Consider the following 20,398-nt stretch of genomic DNA (forward strand, 5'->3'; position numbering starts at 1 on the left):
ACACAAACTTACTCCCTATCCGCGATTGTCAGCGTCTTTTGTACGATTTTTCGTTACTACTTAGGTCCATTCGGCACGAGGCACGCTTGACGGGGCTATGTGAGCAAAATGAGCGATAGCGCACACTTTTCTCTATTTTTTCGATTCTATGTGACCATTTTGAGCGATAGCTCCTACTATTCGGCGGTACAAGGCACGCTTGGCGGGGCTATGTGAGCAAAATGAGCGATAGCGCACACTTTTCTCTATTTTTTCGATTCTATGTGACCATATTGAGCGATAGCTCCTACTATTCGGCGGTACAAGGCACGCTTGGCGGGGCTATGTGAGCAAAATGAGCGATAGCGCACACTTTTCTCTATTTTTTTCGATTCTATGTGACCATTTTGAGCGATAAGCCCCTACTTGCTTAGTAGTTAAGTAGTAACGATTCATATAAAGTCCTTCTCTGCCTCATTCAGGTTTCGGTAAGCCGCGGAGAGTAACATTACTGTGTATTTATCTAAAGTGCTTCCTCCGCAGAGTTGCAAGTGCCTCTCTTGCAGTATGCAGTTCGCCATCTGAAGATATTCTGCTTCTGACTCGGAATCAGAATCATTGCAAGGCATTGCCGGAAAGATGCTGGGTCTCAAAATGTGCATAACCGCTGCCGATTCGATATAATGCTCATGAACGCTTATACAAGGGAAATGTATTGAAACTATTATCGGGAATGAAATACCGATTGGGAAGAGGAATGAGCTTGCAATGACGAATAAGCTTGCGATGACGGAACGAGTGACACCGGTTGTATTGCTGTCGGGATTCCTGGGCAGCGGCAAAACAACGTTATTGGGCAATCTGCTGCAACAATACAAGGAAAAAGGTCTAAGGCCGGCCGTAGTCATGAACGAGATCGGCGACACCAACCTGGACGGACAGCTGGTAGATGAGGATGTGCCGCTGGCTGAATTGCTAAGCGGATGCATATGCTGTTCGATGAAAGGGGATCTAGGACTGGAGCTGTACAAGCTTCTAAGCGAGAGTCAGCCCGATGTCATTATTATTGAATCGACTGGCGGCGCCAATCCGATGGAAACGATTGATGCCATTACGGAAGCGTCGATGTACAAAACGGTGGAATTAACGTCTATCATCACTGTCGTGGACGGACCTGAGCTATTGAGACGACACAAGACAGGCAAGGGACGAACCTTCAAATTAATGAAGGAGCAGATTCGTTGCGCGACACATCTGCTGCTTAACAAGTCAGACAAACTGATGCCGGAAGAAGTTGTGGAGGCTCAGCAGCTGCTGCGAGACTGGAACAGTCATGCCTCCATTATGGAAACCGTAAGGTGTCAGCCTGCTGACTGGGATTGGTTGACGGAAGAACGTTCGGCACGCCCCCTATCTCTGAATCACGAAAAAGTCAGGCATGATGGGAATGATGAAGCGGCGGAGGAGAAGCCAGGAGCTCCGAACGCAGCGGATCACCATCACTCCCATAGCCATGTCATGGTTCTGACGCATTATTGGAGCAAGCCCATCGATAGCGAATCGTTTGAAGTGCTTCTGCACAAGCTGCCGGACAATATTTACCGTGCCAAAGGGATTTTGACGTTTCGCGATACGCCGAGCCGCTTTCTGTTTCAATATGCGTTCAAGGAGACGGATTTCATGCGGATAGAGCCGCAGGGCGAGGTGCGCGACGTAGCCGTCTTTATTGGGGAGCACTTCTCCAAGGATTGGCTGATGAGACAGCTGGAACGATTGGAGCAAGAAGTGGAATGATGTCGTGTCATGCGTCAGGGCGCGGAAAAGCAATCGATCGCCTGCTCATGTCTAAATATAGGGAGGCATGGAAACAATAATCGAAATGAGGCGATTGATGCCGCTGCAAAATACGCCTTCCATACCGCAACCTAGAGAGGTGAGAGCAGGAATGACAGGAAAACAATCGATTGCGACGATTGCTACGGCATTTGCGCTCGCTGCCATGCTCAGCTATTCTTCTCCCGCTGCGCATGCCGAGCAGGCAGAGGTGCCGGCTGCGCCAGCTGCGGAGCAAGATGCAGCGCAGAAGCGGAGCGACGGTGCTGGACAAGGGGCCAAGCAACAACAAAACGGCAGCGCCGGACAAGGCGAGCAGCCGCAACGGAATGGCAGTGCCGGACAAGGCGAGCAGCCGCAACGGAATGGTAGTGCCGGACAAGGCGAGCAGCAGCCTGTCAAGCCGAAGCGCCAGCCCATGCAAGAGCAGCAGCAGCCGGAGCTTAAGGAACACAAGCGTGATCATCACGGACATCATGGCCACCATAAAAGCGGCATGACGCGTCCGGAGTTCGAGGCTTACCGCCTTCAAAAGCTAAGAGAAGCGGCAGCCTACTTCGGTATTGAGACAGAAGGCAAAGATGCTGAGCAGTTGAAGAAGGAACTGCAAGCAGCCAAAGAAGCCGACAAAGAGAAGTGGGAAGCGTTCAAAGCCGAGCACAGGGCAAAACACGAAGAGTACTTGCGCAAAATGGCGGAGTCACAAGGGATCGAGACGGAAGGCAAAACGGCTGAGCAACTGAAGCAGGAGCTTATGGAGCGGCACGGCGTAAAAGATATGCGGAAATTTATGAATAAGTAGAGGACGCCGGAATTCCGGGGGAACTGAATATGCAGGGTGAATAGGCTGCAACGAACAAGGTACAGATCTTCAAGAACATTGAAGGGGCTGTACCTTGTTTTTTCTTTGTGTAAGCTATCAAATGAATTGTAGGCGATGTAACCTTGGTTGGAGAGTGGAAAGTAGGCGAATGGTGAGCAGTAGGCAATGTGACCTCGGTTGGAGGTAGGAAAGTAGGCGAATGATGAGCAGCAGGCAATGTAACCTTGGTTGGAGGTAGCGTGCAATACGCTTGAGCTGTTTTTTTATTGCCGAAAACGTTTTAAAAACGATTGACAGAATGATGAGTTGATAGTACTTTATATATTAATACAAGTATAATACATGTATTGAAAATGAAACAAGTTGGAAGCAACGTATTCGAGGCTTGTGCAGGCGAAACTCCAAACAGAGCCATGTAGCCAGGAAACAAGGAGGCGAGCAAGCAGGAGGAAGTGAAAACGATGGTTGTCGAGTTGAATGTGAGATTGCAGCGTGACGGACGGATTCACAGTCTCTCTGATGAGTTGATGGCACCTTATCTATCTATCATATAAGCAGAAAAGGATGGAAATGACTATGAGAATGGCACGAGTCGGAATTTTGCTGGACCAGGCGGCTATGATGCGCCGACATCAATTCGGAATCAACGTATTTGAGGCTTTCGCTGGCGAAGTGCTGTCGCACGCGGGAATCCCTTTTCAATGGATCGACCATGTCAGCGATGTGGCGGAGCACCAATTGGATGTGCTGATTGTCGCCTGTATGGATGAGAATGAGGACAATGCGGAGACGATATGGAGCTTTGCAGAGCAAGGAGGGGCGGTCATCTCCTATGCAGGATTGAAATGCCTGACAGCCAGGCTTGGCTGCAGAGCGGATCGGGATATGGCCGCAGGTTATGCAAGCGCTCTATCGGCAGGGGATGACAGCGGTATGCTTCGCTTTCTCAAGGCAAAGCCCTGGGTACAGCAAGACGGAGAGCAAAGCAATACAACCGTTCAGGCAAGCGGCAGCCTGCGGAAGGATGAGCCGGCAGGACGGGAAGCGGGAGCTGCGCTGCTGCAGTTTTCCGTTGGAGAAGGTCGCATCGATCGGTGGGCAGTCAATATTCCTTATACGCTTGTACACTTTCAACAGGGGACGGAGCCGGTGCTTGACGATGGAATTCCGGCAACGGATGGCAGCGGTGCAGTAGATGAGGGTATTTTGAAGGCCGACGACCGTATCGCTCTGGATTGGGAGTATGATCGCACGACAACGGAGACCTCCGCTCCCTATTTTAAAGAGCCGTATGCGGATTTGTGGAAAGAGGCAATGATCGAGCATTTGTTGAAGCTGGTATTGGAGCAAGGTCTTACACTCCCATTCGTAAGCTATTGGCCAGACGGAATATCTTACATAGCTACAATCTCGCACGACAGCGACTTGAACATTGACGAAAGCGCGGAAGCGACGCTGGATACCCTTCACGATTGCAGAATTCAATCCACGTGGTGCATGATAGAGCCCGGATACAGCCCTTATATCTATGACAAAGTCAAGCAAGCCGGACACGAGCTGGCTTTTCACTACAATGCGCTGGAAGCGAATGACGGGAAATGGGATGAGGCGGAATTCGACAGGCAATTCGCTTGGCTGCAGCAGGCGATCGGCGCAGATCGCGTCACCTCTAACAAGAATCATTATACGATCTTCCAAGGCTGGAGCGAATTGTTCGATTGGTGCGAGAAGCACGGAATCGAGGTGGATCAGACGAGAGGGCCCAGCAAGCGAGGCAATATCGGATTCCTGTTTGGCACATGCCATCCATATTTCCCCGTCGCGTGGTTTGATCAGGGCAATCGCTCGTACAATGTATTGGAAATCAGTTTCCTTACGCAGGATTTGGATCATATTCATTTGGCCGACTCCAGTGTGGTGGAGCCCTTCCTTGAACAGGTCATGCGGGTAGAAGGGGTAGCGCATTTCCTGTTCCACCAAGTGCACATCCTGAATCAGGAGCCGGTGAACAAGGCCATTCGCAAGGTGGTAGCCGAAGCTCGAAAGCGCGGTTTTACCTTCTGGACTTCCAAGCAGATTAACGACTGGGAACGGGCGAGACGGAAGGTGCGCATTACCGGAATCGAGGCCAATGCAGAGGCGAGGGTCGAGCATGGCACAGAATTGAAAGACGCGGTTGTGTGGATACCTGTGCAGGAAGGCGCGGCTAATCGGGAAATCGTGAACCGGTTCGGGGTCCCTTGTGTCAGGCAAGTGCTCGGAGCCGCCAGAGCAACTATTCCAAGCCTCAGTTAGGAGTGGGTACGATGAATGAGAGACTGGCTATTCATGGCGGTCCAAAGGTAAAGGATACGCCATTCGGAAGCGGCAGCCGATTCGGGCTTGCAGAAGCGCAAGAATTGCTGGAAGCACTCCAACAGAACACACTGTTCTATCACTCGGGGAGCAAAGTGAAGCAATTCCTGTCGGACTTCAATGAGCTGTACGGGGTGAAATACAGTGTAGCGGCGTCTTCGGGTACAGCAGCCATTCATGTCGCGCTTGGTGCGGCCGGGATTACGGTAGGCGACGAGGTCATTACAAGTCCCATTACAGACCAGGGAACGCTTGTCGGCATCTTGTATCAGAATGCGATACCGGTATTCGCCGATCTGGACCCGCATACCTACAACATGGACCCCGCTTCAATCGAAGAACGCATCACCGACCGAACGAAGGCGATTCTAGTCGTTCATCTGGCGGGCAATGCTTGTGATATGGACGCGATTATGGCGATTGCCGCGAAGCATAAGCTGAAGGTAATCGAAGATTGCGCTCAAAGCTACATGACGCGCTATAAGGGCAGACTGGCGGGGACGATCGGAGATTACGGCTGCTTCAGTACGAACGACTTCAAGCATATTTCAACGGGGGACGGCGGGATCGTCACCGTCAATTCAGGCGACCAAGCCGATTATCACAGAACGCACGCCTTCGCGGATAAAAACTATATGCGATTCGGAGGCGACGTTATTCGCGATCTGCATTATGTGGCTCCGAATTATCGCATGACTGAGCTGCAGGGCGCTGTAGGCATCGCTCAATTGAAGAAGCTTGCCTGGATCTGTGACGCGCGTCAGCGTTATGGAGACCGCGTCACCCAAGGGATCTCCGGCCTTCAAGGTGTATCCCCACATGAAGTGAAATCAGGGAATGCCTGCACTTATTGGTTCTACATGTTCCGCATCGATGAGGAAGCGCTGAATTGCAGCCGCGAGGAATTCAGTCATGCACTTGCGGAGGAAGGAATTGCGAACACTGCGGGCTACATTCCCGATGTCGTCTACATGCAGCCTTTGTTCCAGCAGCGCCAAGCCTATCTGAACAGCAGCTTTCCCTTCGAGCTGTCGGATGTGTCTTATGAACGGGGATTATGCCCTGTCGCCGAGCGCATATTGCAGACGGCGATTCGGATCGGCATCAATGAATTTTATACCGAACGGGATATTGAGGATATCGTCAGAGGGATTCGGAAAGTGGCGGAATACTATAAAAAATAGAGCTGTAAGCAAGCGCAAGGTCCCCTGCTTCTTCCGAATGAGAGAGAAGCAGGGGACCTTGACGCGCTTTCACACTTTAGGAATTCATAATGGCGATCATCTTCTCGGCGAACTCCTCCGCGGATTCGATTCCTGCCCAGAATAAGTGCATTTCTTTCACGATCTCTTCGATATCGCTAGTGTCACCGAACAGTTCGTCAATGAAATAGCTGTTCATCGTAATGTCCTCGTTGATATGCAGCGATTGGAACAGCGATGTGCTCCAGTTCTTCTCATTGACTTGCCGGAGCGGGGACATTAAGTTCGCCTCCTTGCCCAGCTTCTCCTGCATGGAAGGAGAGAGCGCCTTCTGCACGAAGCGGATGGCCATCTCCTGTTCGTTGCTGGCTTCGGGAACCATGAACGCATTGGCTGTGAGCAGCGTGCCCTTATGGTCGCCGAATGGCATTGACGCGACTTTAGGCTCAAAGCCGCTGATGCTGTCGCTCCAACCCGCCATCTCGAGCGAGGTCGTCATCATCATCGCCGCTTTTCCCTTGATGAAGGCTTCCGAATTGAGGAGGTATTGCGGCGATAAAGTAGCAACGCGATGCCGGTACAAGAGGTCGTGTATTAATGTGAGTGTTTTGACTAGCGGCGCCTTCTCGCAATTGGCCTTGAAGCCGCCTCCGTTCTGCAGAACGAGCACAGGCCAACGCCCGAGTGAAGAAGATAAGGATAAGCCGTACTGGTCGTTGATCCCGTCGCCATTCGTATCCAGCGTGAGCCGATGCGCGGCCTCCAGAAACTCTTCCAGCGACCACCGTTCAGTAGGCTCAGGAACTTGATGCGTACGGAACAATTCGGGATTGTACGTTAAATAGACCGACGAAAAGGTACTGATCGCTCCTTGCAGCTTCTGATCCCGCAGGAATGCTTCGCGAAGGCGCGGATAAATCATAGTGGAGTAGTCCGGGAGATAAGGCATCAGGTCAAGGAACTCCAATGATGTGTCCGCATTTCTGAAATGACGGTCGGTTGCAAGAATGACATCCGGCTGGAGCCCAAGCTCCACACTGGACTCAACGGAATCCCAGAAATCATTCGCCGAGAAGTTGAGGCACTTAATTTTCACATTGGGATTCTCTTGTTCAAACTCTTCAATGATGAGGGGAAGCCCATGATCGAAGAAATGAGAGGGAGATACGGAGAAGATCCGCAGCACCTTGTCAGATGAATTCTCCACGATCAAGTCGGGGTTTACGATCGTGCCTTGCCCGACTTTTTTAATGATTAATCCTTCCTGCGCCAATTGCTCCAGTGACTTTCTGACGGAAGTCCGGCTAATGCTGTAATGATTGCACAGATCGTTCTCCGACATGAGGAAGTTGCCTGGCTTGATGTAGCCGGACATAATTTGTTCGCGCAAAATATTGGCGAGCTTGGAATATCGGAATTTGCTTTCTCTTTTCATTTTTTTCGACTCCTGTACCCATTCAATTATCGATCTTATGCTCCTATTTTAGTTCAGAATTGAAATGAATACAAGTTCAATACAATACGAAGAGGTTCCATTTATTTGTCGGCCCCAAAATCATTGCAAACTTTACTGGTAATTTCTTGCGATTCATAATAGAATACAAGTATGATACATATATCTAATTATTCGATGAGAAGAAAGGGGTTATCGGGGATGATTCAATTAGCTATCGATGGAGGAATACCGGTTCGAACGAAAGCGTTTCCACAATGGCCTGTATATGGGGAGATGGAGGAACGCCTGTTGCTGGAGGTTCTTCACTCAGGGAAATGGGGAGGCAGCACACCGGACAAGCTGAAGCGATTGGAAGCGAAATTCGCAGAAATTCATGATGCGGCGTATGCAGTCAGCGTGATCAATGGCACCGTAGGCATTACTGTAGCGCTTCAAGCGGCAGGGGTCCGCGCGGGCGATGAGGTCATCATGCCGCCTTACACCTTCATAGCGACGGCCACTTCATCATTGCTCTTCGGAGCGATTCCGGTATTTGCCGATGTGGAGGAAGATACACTTCAACTGGACCCCGAGAAGGTTGAGGCGGCGATTACGCCCAGGACGAAGGCGATTGTCACGGTGCATATCGGGGGCGCGCCCTCCAACATGACAAGGCTCAAGGAAATTGCGGATCGTCACAGCCTTCGCTTGATTGAAGATTCGGCTCAGGCTGTCGGAGCGCAATGGGAGGGGAAAGGCGTCGGCTCGCTGGGCGATATGGGCACGTTCAGCTTCCAATCCAGCAAGAATGTCAACTCCGGAGAAGGAGGCATGATTCTGACGAACGACAAGGACTTGGCGGATATGGCATGGTCCCTGACGAACGTAGGACGAATTAGAGAGGGCGCATGGTATCAGCATGAGCATATCGGATGGAACCTGCGAATGACGGAATTTCAAGGAGCTGTGTTGCTGGGGCAATTGAGCAGGCTTGAAGAGCAGCTGGCTGTCAGAGAGCGCAACGGAGTATTGCTTACAGAGCTTCTGAGCGAGACGGAAGGCATCGAGGTGCTGCGCAGGGATCCCCGTATTACCAGGCATGCCTATCATCTCTATATGTTCAAGCTTGCTCCGGAATTAGCGGATTCGGTTGACAAGAACGATGTGATTGCCAAGATAGCGGCGGAAGGCATTCCTGTGAGCGCCGGTTATGTTTCTCTGCATTTGAATAAGGCGGTACTGAATGAGATCGAGCGATGGACGGGCAGCAGGCCCAGCTATTCGTGCCCGATTAGTGAGAAGCTGAGCAGCAAGCAGTCCATCTGGGTGCATCAAAACGCTCTGTTGGCGGAAGAAGCGGATATGCACGATATTGCCGCAGCTGTGAAGAAGGTGGTACAGTCTCTGACGATTAGGAAGTAAAAGATGAAGATGTTTAAAAGATGCTGAACAAAAAGGAGCGATGAGCTATGCGAACAAGATGGCAGCGAATGATGAGAAATGCTGGTATTCTGTCTATGTTTCTTAGTGTGGGATTGGCCCTGTTGCCTTCGAGTGGCTGGGCCGAGAGAGCGGATGCCGTGAGCGCGGCGGAAGCTGTTCTGCTGAATCCGGGCTTCGAGCAGGCAGCGGACAGCAAGCCTGTGGACTGGCAGCTCTATGAGGCTGTGTCCGTGGTCGAATCAGTCTATGATCCGGTCCGCAGCGGTTACCGCAGCGTGAAGCTGGTGGATGCAAGTCAGAGCTCCGGCAACGGGCTGCGAAGCCATCCGCTTGCTGTCGATCCGGGCCAAAGCTATACCGCTTCCGTCTACGGCTGGAACGAATCCGGAACGTCGCAGCTGTACCTTGAGTTCTGGAACGAAGCGGGCACGCGGATCGGTGTTCAGACGGCGAACGTACCCGGGCTTCAGCAGTGGAAGCAAGTGAGCATCACGGCCGACGCTCCCGACGATTCCTCGTACGCCACCTTGTTATTGTATCAGCACGTGACGAATGTCGGCACCAGTTTTATTGACGATGCCGATTTTGGTTTGACCGATCTGAGTTACCCGCTCAATGGAGATTTCGAGGAAACCTCTCAAGGACAACCGACTGTCTGGGTGCCGCTGGGCAGCGGGACGGCCTACAGTACTGCTAGCGAGCCCATCATCAGCGGGGAATACAGCGTGAAGATAGAAGATCCAAGCGCTTCCGCCAACTCGGGCTTGCGCAGCGCACCGATGCCCATCACGCCGGACAATCGCTATCGGGCGACCGTACAGTCCTATAATGAAGCTGGAGTATCCCAGTTGTATCTGGAATATTGGAATGCTGCCAATCAACGCATCGATGTGAAGATCGCTACGAATGGTGATATAGGACACTGGCAGCCGCTTGCGATCGAATCGTATGCGCCGGAGGACGCGGAATATGCGACACTGCTGTTATATCAGCACAAATCGAATATTGGCGTTGTTTTTTTTGATCGAGCACAGTTTGAAGTCGTTCCGCCGGAGCCCGTTCGGGAGTTCCCGTTGTTGACGGAGGGGCATCCCCGTCTGTACTTCACCGGGGACGAGCTTCCGGGATTGCGGGCCAGAGCGGAGGATGCGGTCAACGCGCCGTTCGGTGCGACCGGTCAGCAGCTTTGGGAATCAGTGGAATCGAACGCGACGCAATACTTGACGGAGAGCGAGTTCTCCTTGGCCTATTACGGCGGCAAGATCGTCACGTTCCCGCTGCCTCCGGTTCAACCGGGACCGATCGAGAACCCGCCGGGCTTCAATAGTCCATACCCTTATTGGACGATGATGACCCGGGGAATTCAGGATCGCCTGGAGACGCTTAGTCTTGCGTATGCTGTGACAGAGAATACAGATTATGCGGACAAGGCGAAGTCGTATATGCTTTCGCTGGCGAATTGGGATACCTGGACGGACCCGACGTATCCGTGCGGCGGCTATACTTGTCTCGATACGGCACATCTTACTTTCGGCGTCAGCATGGCGCTGGATATTCTGTACGACGAGTTGACGGAGCAGGAACGGTCGCTGGTGCTGAACGCATTGGAGAATAAAGGACTCAAGCCGCTCTTTAAAGATGTACTGGGGCAGATCGACCACAACATCCAGACGCTTCGCGCAGCGGCGCTTGGCAGCGGAGCCGCCGTGCTGCTCGGCCACAGTTCTAATGCCAACGCATACTTGACCCGGGCGATGACTTACTACGAATGGTACCTGGACGAGCGGATGGAGTCCGGACGACAGGAAGGCTTGCTCTATACGAGCTACGCTACTGACAATATGATTAAAGCGTTCGACCATATTGACCGGGTGACCGGCGTCCGGGAGTTGGCGGATCACCCATTTCTGAATGATTTCCTTGTTCGCTGGGTTCTGTACTCGCTTGCTCCTGGAGGAGGCGGTCTCGCCAACTTCTCGGACTCCAGCACGGCCAACTATTTCGGCCTGACGATGAACGTCATCAATGCATGGCTGGACAACGGCCAGGCGGGCTGGTACTTGCAAGAAACCAAATCGGCGGCCGGCGGACTGGCCGGGTTCCTGTACTTCCGGCCGGATGCGGCGATAGCTTCTCCGGACGAATGGCCGGAATCGGCCGTGTTCGACGAGATCGGCTGGGCCGCTCTCCGCTCCGGCTGGGAGGAAGACGACATCCTGTTCACGATGATCGCCAATGATTCCAGGCTGGGTCATAACCATTATGATCAGAACAGCTTCCAGATCGCGACGAACCGTTCATGGATCGCCGGAGATCCCGGCTATCAGGATTATGTCGCCGGCCCCGCGAACGACTTTACAGTCCGCATGGGACACAGCACGATCCAGGTTGACGGGCAAGGACAGAATGCGTTAGGCGGCGGTGAACTGACCAGAGGCATGCTCGCTCCGACATATGATTATATTAAGGGTTCAGCGGCAGACGCCTATGGCAATCCGAGCTTGGAGAAATATGATCGCCACGTGGTGTACATGAAGGAACCGGGTTATGTCGTCATGCTGGACGACCTTCAGGCTCAAGTGCCGCGCACTTATGACTGGCTCTTGTACAGCGGCGGCCTGGAAGCGTTCGAGATCGACGGTGAGCCCGTATCCGCCGGTGTTGTCGAGCAGGGGAGCGAGCTGTATTTGCGCAGCGGCGGTGCGGAGCTGGCGGCCAGATTTCTGGGGCCGACTGAGTCGCCCATGAGCGTGACGATGTATCCGGGAGCGGAATCGTATGGGTATTACTCCAAAGTAGGAAGCGGTGAGGCGAAGACGGATCATCAGTTTCTGTCGGTGCTGAAGATGCAGCCTTATCACGTGATCGGCCAATTCGACGAGTCGAATCTGCTTCCGCTTGCGGACAGCTCGGGGCGCGAGGTGAAGCTCGTGTCGGCCGTCGGCAGCACGGTCATTTTTTATCGCGGACTGGATGTTGGGGATTACATGACCGTAACCGTCGAGGCTCCGGAGGACGGCAACTATACGGTGTTAAGTCATTTTCTGCATTCACCGTCATACGGCCAGGTGCAGGTGTATGTGGATGGCCAGCCATTAGGCGGAGTCTATGACGGATATGCGGCAGATATAACGCCTTCTGAAGCATTTACGCATGACGATCTGTATCTGACGGCAGGAGAGCATTCGATCCGTTATGAAGTCATCGGGAAAAATGAAAGCTCCGGCAATTATTTTATCGGGCTCGATGCGATTCAACTGCTGCCTGAAGGAGAGAATAACCCGGAATACGCCAGACCGACAGTCAATGCCCAGTGGCTGCAGGGCAGCGGGGCAGTCGGAGCGAAAGTGAATCGTGAAGACGGCAGCGGTATACAGGATCGGGTCGTATTCAAGCTTGAATCCGGAGGTTACGTGATCGACGGTATTAAAAGCGATGCAGAACAAGCCGTCGTAAGCTTGCGGAATAACGGGGGAACTGATGACAGCGTAGCGGGTTATGGGATGACGCGGGGCACGACGCTTCGGGACGAGGGTCAGACGCTGCTGGAAGGCAGCTTGCCATTCAGCGCTTCGATCGACTTCGAGCTGGCTGGGACGGATGCCTCTGGAGTGGTGGAGCTGGAGCAAGCGCAGACCATTCGTCTGTATGCTCCGGAAGCGGCATTCGTGATCTTAAATGGAGTCTTGCTGCAGGAAGGACAATATACGATAGACGAGACGTCAGGAACGATCGAGATCAGTCTGGAAGAGGGCAGGCATAACCTGCGCATTGAAGCGCCGGCAGCCGGCATCAACTCGTTGATCGATGCTTTCGAGACATCGGAAGAGCTGCAAGGACCGATGCTTGAACCGCTCCGGAATCGTATCCGGCAGACAGAGCATCATAGAAACAAAGGGAATCTCCCGCAAGCCAGACATCATTTGCAAAAGTTTATCGACCGTTTGCATCAGGAATCCCTGCAAGGCTTCATTAGCGATGCTGCCAAAATAAAGCTGAATGAGGCGGCGGAACAATTCATGGCCAGATTGATAGAATAGGCAAGTTGGTATTGGCCTTATAATAAGGGCGACTCTACGGAGTCGCCTTTTTATAAAAATACCTGTTATATACTTGTATTATTTTATTGTCCGATGTATACTGTTTTATATCACTTTGTATGCGGTTACATAGTAAGGGAGTGAAGAAAATACATATGGCGGAACAAGTATTGATGCAGCAAGCGGCTTCGAAACGACAGTCCCTTCTGCGCTCTATTTATCGTCACAAATGGCTGTACTTTATGATGATCCCGGGGATTCTATATTTCGCTATCTATCATTACGGTCCCATGGGGGGCTTGATGATTGCTTTTCAAGATTACAACTTGTTGAAAGGGGTATTCGGAAGTCCCTGGGTCGGCTTTCAGAACTTTGCCTTCATTTTCAACACGCCTGACTTTTACCGGCTTCTATCTAACACATTGATCATCAGTGTGTATCGCATCGTCTTCGGGATGCTGCCGGATGTCCTTCTTGCGATCCTGCTTAACGAGATTCGTTCCGTTTGGTTCAAGAAGACGGTGCAGACGATTACATATGGACCTTATTTTCTTTCGTGGGTCGTCATTTACGGGATCGCCTTTGCCTTCCTGTCCAACGAAGGCCTGTTGAATTTCGGGTTGAAATCAATGGGAGCGAATCCGGTCGAGTTCCTTACCGCGGATGAATATTTCCGGAGCATTCTCGTCGTAACGGATATTTGGAAGAATACAGGCTATGGCGCAATCATCTATTTGGCTTCCTTGGCAGCGATTAATCCTCAGTTATACGAAGCGGCAGTTGTGGACGGCGCGGGGCGCTGGCGACAAATATGGCATATTACGCTCCCTGGTATTCGAGATGTATTCGTTCTGCTGCTGATCTTGCGTATCGGGCACATTCTCGATGCGGGCTTTGATCAAGTCTACATTTTCTTGAATGCAAGAGTGTATGAAGTCGGTGATATTATCGATACCTGGGTATTTCGGATGGGGATAGAAGAATTGAACTTTAGCGTAGCGGCCGCCACAGGATTTTTCAAATCCATTATCGGGCTCGTGCTCGTGATCCTTGCAAACCAGATCGCCAAGAAGCTCGGCGGATCGGGAATATGGTAGAGGAGGGCTCCCATGTCATACCAGCTTCATAAAACCAAAACGGATCGGGTGACGGACGTTGTCATCTACGGCGTACTCGGTTTGTTCACACTGTTCACGTTATTCCCGCTATATTATGTTGTCGTCATGTCGATTACGCCGATAACCGAGGTGCTCAAAAACGGCGGGTTCGTCATTATTCCGAAAGGATTTACGCTGGATGCGTACAGAGCGATATGGGAGAGCCAGGCGGTGCCGAAGGCGCTCAAAGTTACGATATTCATTACGGTTGTAGGCACTTTTTTAAACCTGGTTGTTACCGCGCTTCTAGCTTACCCCTTATCGAAGAAGTCGCTTCCAGGCCGCAACATACTGCTCTTTATGATTGTGTTCACCATGCTGTTTAACGGTGGATTAATTCCTCTGTATCTGGTTGTGCGAGCGACGGGGCTGCTGGATTCCCTCTGGGCGATGATCATTCCGGGCATGGTGTCGGCCTTCAACCTGCTTATTATGAAGACGTTCTTCGAGAATTTGCCTGAGGAAATTGAAGAGGCAGCCAAGGTGGACGGCTGCGGCGAAGTGTCCACGCTGGTCCGCATCGTATTGCCGCTCTCCACTCCCATCATGGCGACACTAGGCCTGTTCTATGGCGTCACGCACTGGAATGAATACTTTAAAGGCATTATGTATTTGAATGACAAAGCTTTGTACCCGATACAGGTCGTCTTGCGCAATATGATCACGACGCCGAATGTCAGTCAGGATCTGATGCTTTCCAATCCGGGACTCATTCAGGCATTGCCGCCGGAGACGGTGAAGATGGCCGTTGTCGTAGCTGCGCTGCTGCCCATTTTGGCGGTTTACCCTTTTCTCCAGAAGTATTTCTTGAAAGGAATGCTGCTTGGAGCCATTAAAGGTTAAATCATAGAACTTCTTGGTCCTGCAAAAAAGGTTTGAAGAAGACAAACATTTTAGGAGGGGAAGTCTTTGGAAAAAAGAAAATTGAAAGTATGGCTTGTTGTTCTGATAGCGATGGTCATGATGGTGAGCGCTTGCAGCAACGCTAATAACGACGGCAAGACGAACACATCCAAAGCAGAAGGCGAGAATTCATCGGGTAAAAGCAACAATGGGGATGGAGAAGGCGCCAAAAATGAACGGGAACAGCTTGAACTCAACTGGTATGTTGCCGGCTCCGAGGTTAGCAACAACGCTGTCATGCCTTCAAGCAAGGATGACTTTGTCAAGCAGGCGATTGAAGAGAAGTTTAATGTCAAGCTGAACTTTACGTCGTCCCTGTATTCGGCCGATTATGAGAAGCAGCTCAATACGAAGCTGGCAGCCGATCCGCCGCATCTGTTCGTAGCGGGAGGCCGACAATCCCAGACGCTGACACTTGACGGATTGCTTGCGGATATGACACCGTTCGTCAACCCGGAGACGATGCCTAATTATTTCGAGTACTGGGTGTCGGAGCAAGAGCTGGAACGCTATGCGATCGAAAATTCCTTCGTTCGGGCTCCAGTTCCGTTCAGCCGTAATCGTTACACTTCCTATTATATTCGCAAGGACTGGCTAGACAAGCTTCAGCTGGAGGTGCCAAGCAGCTATGAAGACATGCTTGAAGTCATGCGTAAATTTACATTTGACGATCCGGATGGCAACGGCGCGGGCGATACTTACGGAATGAGCGCATCCGGCAATGGCCTTACTTACTCAGGCGACTTCCCACAGATGGTTCACAATGAGCTATGGGCCATGACGTTCGATAAAGAGAAGGGCACTTATCGCGATGGCGGCACCGATCTTGAGATGGAGAAGATTCTGACAGAAATCAAAGCGATGCTGGCTGAGAACATCGTTGATCCCGACTGGTTCTTGAACAAGGGGACGGCGCATTGGGATAAGGCGGCGAACGGCAAGGCGGGGATCGTCATGGGTCATGCCAAGGATTTCGCCCTTGATGCGAATCCGAACAGCATTCAGAGCCGAATAAAAGCGATCATCCCAGAAGCCGAGTTCGTGCCGTTCACGCCATTCGGCCAAGAGAAAGGGTTGACGTTAAGCGCACTGCCAGGGAATCCGTTCGCCTTCCATACAACCGTAGCGGAGAAAGAGCCTGAAGCGATCAAACGCAGTGTTGAAATTCTGGATTGGCTGGCCAGCGAAGAAGGATATTTGCTGACAAAGTACGGACAAGAAGGCGTTCATTATACGCGCGAAGGCAATACGATTACTGTGAAGGAAGCATACAATGAAGTGGCCTCCTGGTTGTCCTTATACGGATTCTTTACCCCGAAGGACGATGCGAACCAGCTCGGTCTGACGATCATCGATCCTACCTATACCGAGCGCGATCTTGCAATCGTTGATGAAATTCGCAGCTATCCTGTGAAGGAACATATCGGCACGAACGTAGCGCCGCCGGAGGGGGCGGATCTGGGTGCCTTGCGAACGAAGATGAGAGAGTATCATGTGAAGGTTCTGTTCGAAGAGCCGGATGCATCGAATTGGCCCAAATATCATGAAGAGCTTATGACGACCTTCCGCGGCAGAGACACGTTCAATGCTTATGCCGAGCAGATCGGCGCGGCGCACGGCATTGAGGTGGTTTTCGACGAAGGCAGTGTTGATCAGTAGGAACTGCTCAGCGAAGCAAGGATCATGCGGCATTGTGCTGTATGATCCTTTGCTATGCGAGGGGAAGTTGCTGCGGCTGTTCATGTTGACAAAGGAATAGAAAGGGAGTAAGGTTGAAAAAGATACAAGTATATAACAGGTTATTAGTGATCTACGAATGTCAACACAACAGAAAGGAAGACGTTCCATGCGAATGGCTAGAGTTGGAATTTTATTAGACAAGAGAGCGGTGGAAAGGCGTCACCGTTATGGGTTGAATGTATTCGAGTCGTATATAGGCGAGGTGCTCGGTCATGCCGGGCTGCCCTATGAGTGGATTGACGGGGTTAACGATATCATTTCCGTGAAGCCTGATGTGCTAATCGTTGCCTGTATGGACGACAATCAAGCGACTGTGGAATTGATCTGGTCTTATGCCGAGGCAGGCGGCACCGTTATTTCATACGGGGGATTGCGGCCGCTGGCGTCCAGACTAGGCTGCTATGAAGAGCGTGAGATTCAGATAGGTTATGCCTTGACTGCTGATGAAGCCGACCGCCTGCCGCTTCGCTGCTTGAACGCGACACCCTGGAAGCAGACAAATTCGGATGCATACTCCGTTAAGCCAATTGGGACCGTTCTTAAAGAGGGACCGAACGGATCGCCGTCGGGTGCCGCGTTGCTCAGATTCCAAGTCGGGCAAGGCTTCATCGAACGCTGGTCCATGAATATTCCGGCTACCATTGTACGTTTTCAGCAAGGGACAGGACCGGTAATCAGCGACGGCATTCCTGCTCGAGACGGAACCGGCGCGGTGGACGAAGATATTTTGAAGGCGGATGACCGTATCGCATTAGACTGGGATTATGATCGCATGAGGACGGAGACGGGCGCGCCATATTTCGCTTATCCTTATGCGGACCTGTGGAGAGAGAAGCTGCTCGGGCATCTGCTGCAATGCGTATCGGCACTGGACTTGACGCTTCCCTTCATCGGATATTGGCCCGACGGGGTGTCTTGCGTGGCCATGATCTCCCACGACAGCGACCTGAATATGGATGAAACGGCCGAGACGACGCTCAAGGTATTGAAGGAATGCGGCATTCATTCGTCATGGTGCATGATCGAGCCGGGATACAGCCCTCCTATTTACGAGAAGGTTATTCGGGAAGGACATGAATTGGCATTCCATTTCAATGCGCTGGTTGAGCAGCAAGGACAATGGGACAGAGCGGAATTTGATCGTCAATATCAATGGTTGAAAGATGCTACGGGTCTGGATCACTTCGCCTCGAACAAAAATCACTATACCCGCTTTGAAGGATGGGGCGAATTGTTCGAATGGTGCGAGCGGAACGGCATTGAAGCCGACCAGACGAGAGGCCCGAGCAAGAAGGGCAACATCGGCTTCCTGTTCGGCACATGCCATCCGTACTTTCCGATCGCATGGTTCGATGAAGGCAACCGCACTTACAACGTATTGGAGATCAGCTTCCTGACACAGGATTTGGACCATTGGAACTTGGCGGATTCCAGCGTGATTGTACCGTTCCTGGAGCAGGTGAGACGTGTGGAAGGTGTCGCGCATTTCCTGTTCCACCAAGTTCATATTCACGAGCAGCCAGCCGTGACGCAAGCGCTGGGAAGGGTTGTCCGCGAGGCGACAAGCAGGGGATTCCAGTTCTGGACGTCCAAACAAGTGAACGATTGGGAGCGGGCGAGGAGAAAGGCGCGAATTGCCGGAGTATGGTTCGACGGCGAAGTTGTCGTTGAGGGTGCGGAGCAGCTTGAGAACGCTGTCGTCTATGTTCCGGTGGCTGCCGGTATGTCCGATATGGAGACGGAAATGCGATTCGGCGTTCCATGCAAAAAGATTGTACTCAATCCATCCCGATAACGGGAGCGTCAATGAAACGATCGATTATATCTGAATGGTAAGGAGCTATTCTCGCTTATGAACCTTCAAACAGATGAAATTATAGGACAGTCGCTGCAAGTGCTCAAGGGAACCTCATCATTTCTTTCGGATGTGAAGGACTGTCATAGGGAGCAAGTTTTTGACTCGCTGGCTGCCATATTGTCGACGCCCAACAAGGTGCATAAAGCTTTCTTGCGCATTCCGCTTGAGAATGGCAACGTGAAGCGAATACCGGCATACCGTATTCAGCATAACGATACGCTTGGTCCTTATAAAGGCGGCATCCGTTTTCACGAATCGGTCAACGAAACGGAAGTAGCCAATCTGGCTGCCCTGATGACGCTCAAAAACGCTCTTCACGAAATTCCGTTCGGCGGCGGCAAAGGCGGCATTATTATTAATCCGCAGCATTATACCGCAAAAGAGCTCAACTTGATCTGCAAAAAGTATGTGCAATATTTCAACGATATTTTGGGACCCGACAAAGATATTCCCGCACCGGATATGGGCAGCGGCGAGCGCGAGATGGACTGGATGATGTCGGAATACAAAAGCATTAATCCCGGGAAGCCTTATCTGGGCAGTTTTACTGGAAAAAGCACGGTGAGCGGAGGCTCGCTGGGCCGCAAGGAGGCTACAGGCAAAGGCGTTTACTTCTCATTTCGTTATATGCTGCATCATTATGCAAGCGATCACCGTGAATGGCTGACCGGCACCGACAACCGTTTCGCCCGATCGTTGCTTGCGCTGGCCGACCAACCGCGGCCGCTTACCGTGGCTGTCCAAGGCTTCGGCAACGTCGGTGCGGTTGCCGCCTTGGAGGCGCATCGCTGCTCCCATATGAACGGAAAGGTCGTCGCTGTAAGCGACCGCAACGTCACGTTATACCATGAGGACGGGCTTCCCGTTCCCGTCTTGTACGAATATTCGTCTCGGCATTGGGGCGATTTGCCGAAGACCGCCGAGGAGCTTGCCTCGCTTGGCGTGCATGCTCAAATTTTGGAGCGCGAGCAGGTGCTGTTTTTGGATGTCGATGTGTTGTTCCTAGCGGCATTGCAGGATCAGGTGCGAGAGGACAATGTCGAGCAAGTGCGGGCGCGCTTCATTGTGGAAGGCGCCAACGCGCCAATTACGGGGAAAGCTGATGCGGCTTTGGCCAATCGCGACATTATCGTGATTCCCGATATTTTGGCCAATGCGGGCGGCGTTATCGTCTCTTACTTTGAATGGCTGCAAGATCGCGAGACACAGTTTTACGACGAGGATCAGGTTTACAATTTGCTGTATGGCAAGATGCAAGGAACAATGAACGGCATATTGCCCGCTTTTTTCGCAGATGGGCTTACGCTTCGGCAAAACTGCTACAAGCATGCGGTAATGAAGCTGTCTACAGCGCTGTATCGCCAGGGAAAGCTGTTTTAGTATGGGAAGCGGCTTGATCGAAGCTGACTAATCGAAGCGGCCTGATCCGTTATTGGAGCGGGCCGCTTGCACATTCGGGCAGTTTGGAGCAAAAAGATTGCGGAGCAAAGAGGGATGGCGATGCCGTTGCTTGTCGCCCGTAAGGTGTGGGAGCAAGGTGTAGGAGCTGGAGCAGGTTTAGGAGCAGCAGGAGCGGTAGGAGCTGGAGCAGTTTAGGAGCATTAGGGGCAGTAGGAGCAAGTAGGAGCAG

The 20,398-nt window shown here is 51.9% G+C and carries 13 protein-coding genes; 12 read left to right on the top strand and 1 reads right to left on the bottom strand.

The genetic code is table 11. The annotated features are described in order from the left end of the window. Nucleotides 1–747 precede the first annotated feature (747 nt). The 4 genes from M6D81_RS30505 (at nt 748) to M6D81_RS30520 (ending at nt 6,174) form a co-directional block, all read left to right on the top strand. Nucleotides 748–1,773, top strand: a complete 1,026-nt coding sequence (locus M6D81_RS30505) for a CobW family GTP-binding protein (RefSeq protein WP_262681319.1) — start codon at nt 748–750, stop codon at nt 1,771–1,773. 67 nt (nt 1,774–1,840) lie between these two features. Then, nucleotides 1,841–2,614: a hypothetical protein gene (locus M6D81_RS30510; protein WP_262681320.1), complete on the top strand. Its 774-nt coding sequence runs from the start codon at nt 1,841–1,843 to the stop codon at nt 2,612–2,614. Nucleotides 2,615–3,211: 597 nt separating this feature from the next. Beyond that, nucleotides 3,212–4,930, top strand: a complete 1,719-nt coding sequence (locus M6D81_RS30515) for a polysaccharide deacetylase family protein (protein WP_262681321.1) — start codon at nt 3,212–3,214, stop codon at nt 4,928–4,930. 11 nt (nt 4,931–4,941) lie between these two features. Continuing rightward, nucleotides 4,942–6,174 (top strand): DegT/DnrJ/EryC1/StrS family aminotransferase, encoded by a 1,233-nt coding sequence (locus tag M6D81_RS30520; RefSeq protein WP_262681323.1) that lies wholly within the window; start codon nt 4,942–4,944, stop codon nt 6,172–6,174. Between the two features lie 76 nt (nt 6,175–6,250). On the opposite strand, the gene M6D81_RS30525 is transcribed toward M6D81_RS30520, so the two are convergent. Further along, entirely contained in the window at nt 6,251–7,627 is a 1,377-nt protein-coding gene (locus tag M6D81_RS30525; RefSeq protein ID WP_262681325.1) for an extracellular solute-binding protein, read from the bottom strand. A 219-nt stretch (nt 7,628–7,846) separates the two neighbouring features. Between M6D81_RS30525 and M6D81_RS30530 the strand changes: the two genes are divergently transcribed. The 8 genes from M6D81_RS30530 to M6D81_RS30565 all read left to right on the top strand — a co-directional run bounded on the left by M6D81_RS30530 (nt 7,847) and on the right by M6D81_RS30565 (nt 20,364). Further along, nucleotides 7,847–9,049 (top strand): DegT/DnrJ/EryC1/StrS family aminotransferase, encoded by a 1,203-nt coding sequence (locus tag M6D81_RS30530; RefSeq protein ID WP_262681327.1) that lies wholly within the window; start codon nt 7,847–7,849, stop codon nt 9,047–9,049. 47 nt (nt 9,050–9,096) lie between these two features. Beyond that, complete coding sequence (locus M6D81_RS30535; protein ID WP_262681329.1) at nt 9,097–13,110, top strand: FIMAH domain-containing protein; 4,014 nt, start codon at nt 9,097–9,099, stop codon at nt 13,108–13,110. Nucleotides 13,111–13,265: 155 nt separating this feature from the next. Next, nucleotides 13,266–14,207 carry an ABC transporter permease gene (locus tag M6D81_RS30540; protein WP_262681330.1) on the top strand — a complete coding sequence of 314 codons (942 nt, stop codon included), beginning with the start codon at nt 13,266–13,268 and terminating at the stop codon, nt 14,205–14,207. A gap of 12 nt (nt 14,208–14,219) precedes the next feature. After that, on the top strand, nt 14,220–15,110 hold the full coding sequence (locus tag M6D81_RS30545) for a carbohydrate ABC transporter permease (protein WP_262681332.1): 891 nt from the start codon (nt 14,220–14,222) through the stop codon (nt 15,108–15,110). 66 nt (nt 15,111–15,176) lie between these two features. Further along, the gene (locus M6D81_RS30550; RefSeq protein ID WP_262681333.1) at nt 15,177–16,829 is read left to right on the top strand and encodes a type 2 periplasmic-binding domain-containing protein; all 1,653 of its coding nucleotides are present in this window, start codon (nt 15,177–15,179) and stop codon (nt 16,827–16,829) included. A gap of 187 nt (nt 16,830–17,016) precedes the next feature. Next, nucleotides 17,017–18,705 carry a polysaccharide deacetylase family protein gene (locus tag M6D81_RS30555; RefSeq protein WP_262681335.1) on the top strand — a complete coding sequence of 563 codons (1,689 nt, stop codon included), beginning with the start codon at nt 17,017–17,019 and terminating at the stop codon, nt 18,703–18,705. Between the two features lie 57 nt (nt 18,706–18,762). After that, nucleotides 18,763–20,148 carry a Glu/Leu/Phe/Val family dehydrogenase gene (locus tag M6D81_RS30560; protein WP_262681337.1) on the top strand — a complete coding sequence of 462 codons (1,386 nt, stop codon included), beginning with the start codon at nt 18,763–18,765 and terminating at the stop codon, nt 20,146–20,148. Nucleotides 20,149–20,214: 66 nt separating this feature from the next. Further along, nucleotides 20,215–20,364: a hypothetical protein gene (locus M6D81_RS30565; RefSeq protein WP_262681339.1), complete on the top strand. Its 150-nt coding sequence runs from the start codon at nt 20,215–20,217 to the stop codon at nt 20,362–20,364. Nucleotides 20,365–20,398: the final 34 nt, after the last annotated feature.

It is taken from the genome of Paenibacillus sp. J5C2022 (assembly GCF_025567625.1).
Lineage (GTDB): Bacteria > Bacillota > Bacilli > Paenibacillales > Paenibacillaceae > Pristimantibacillus.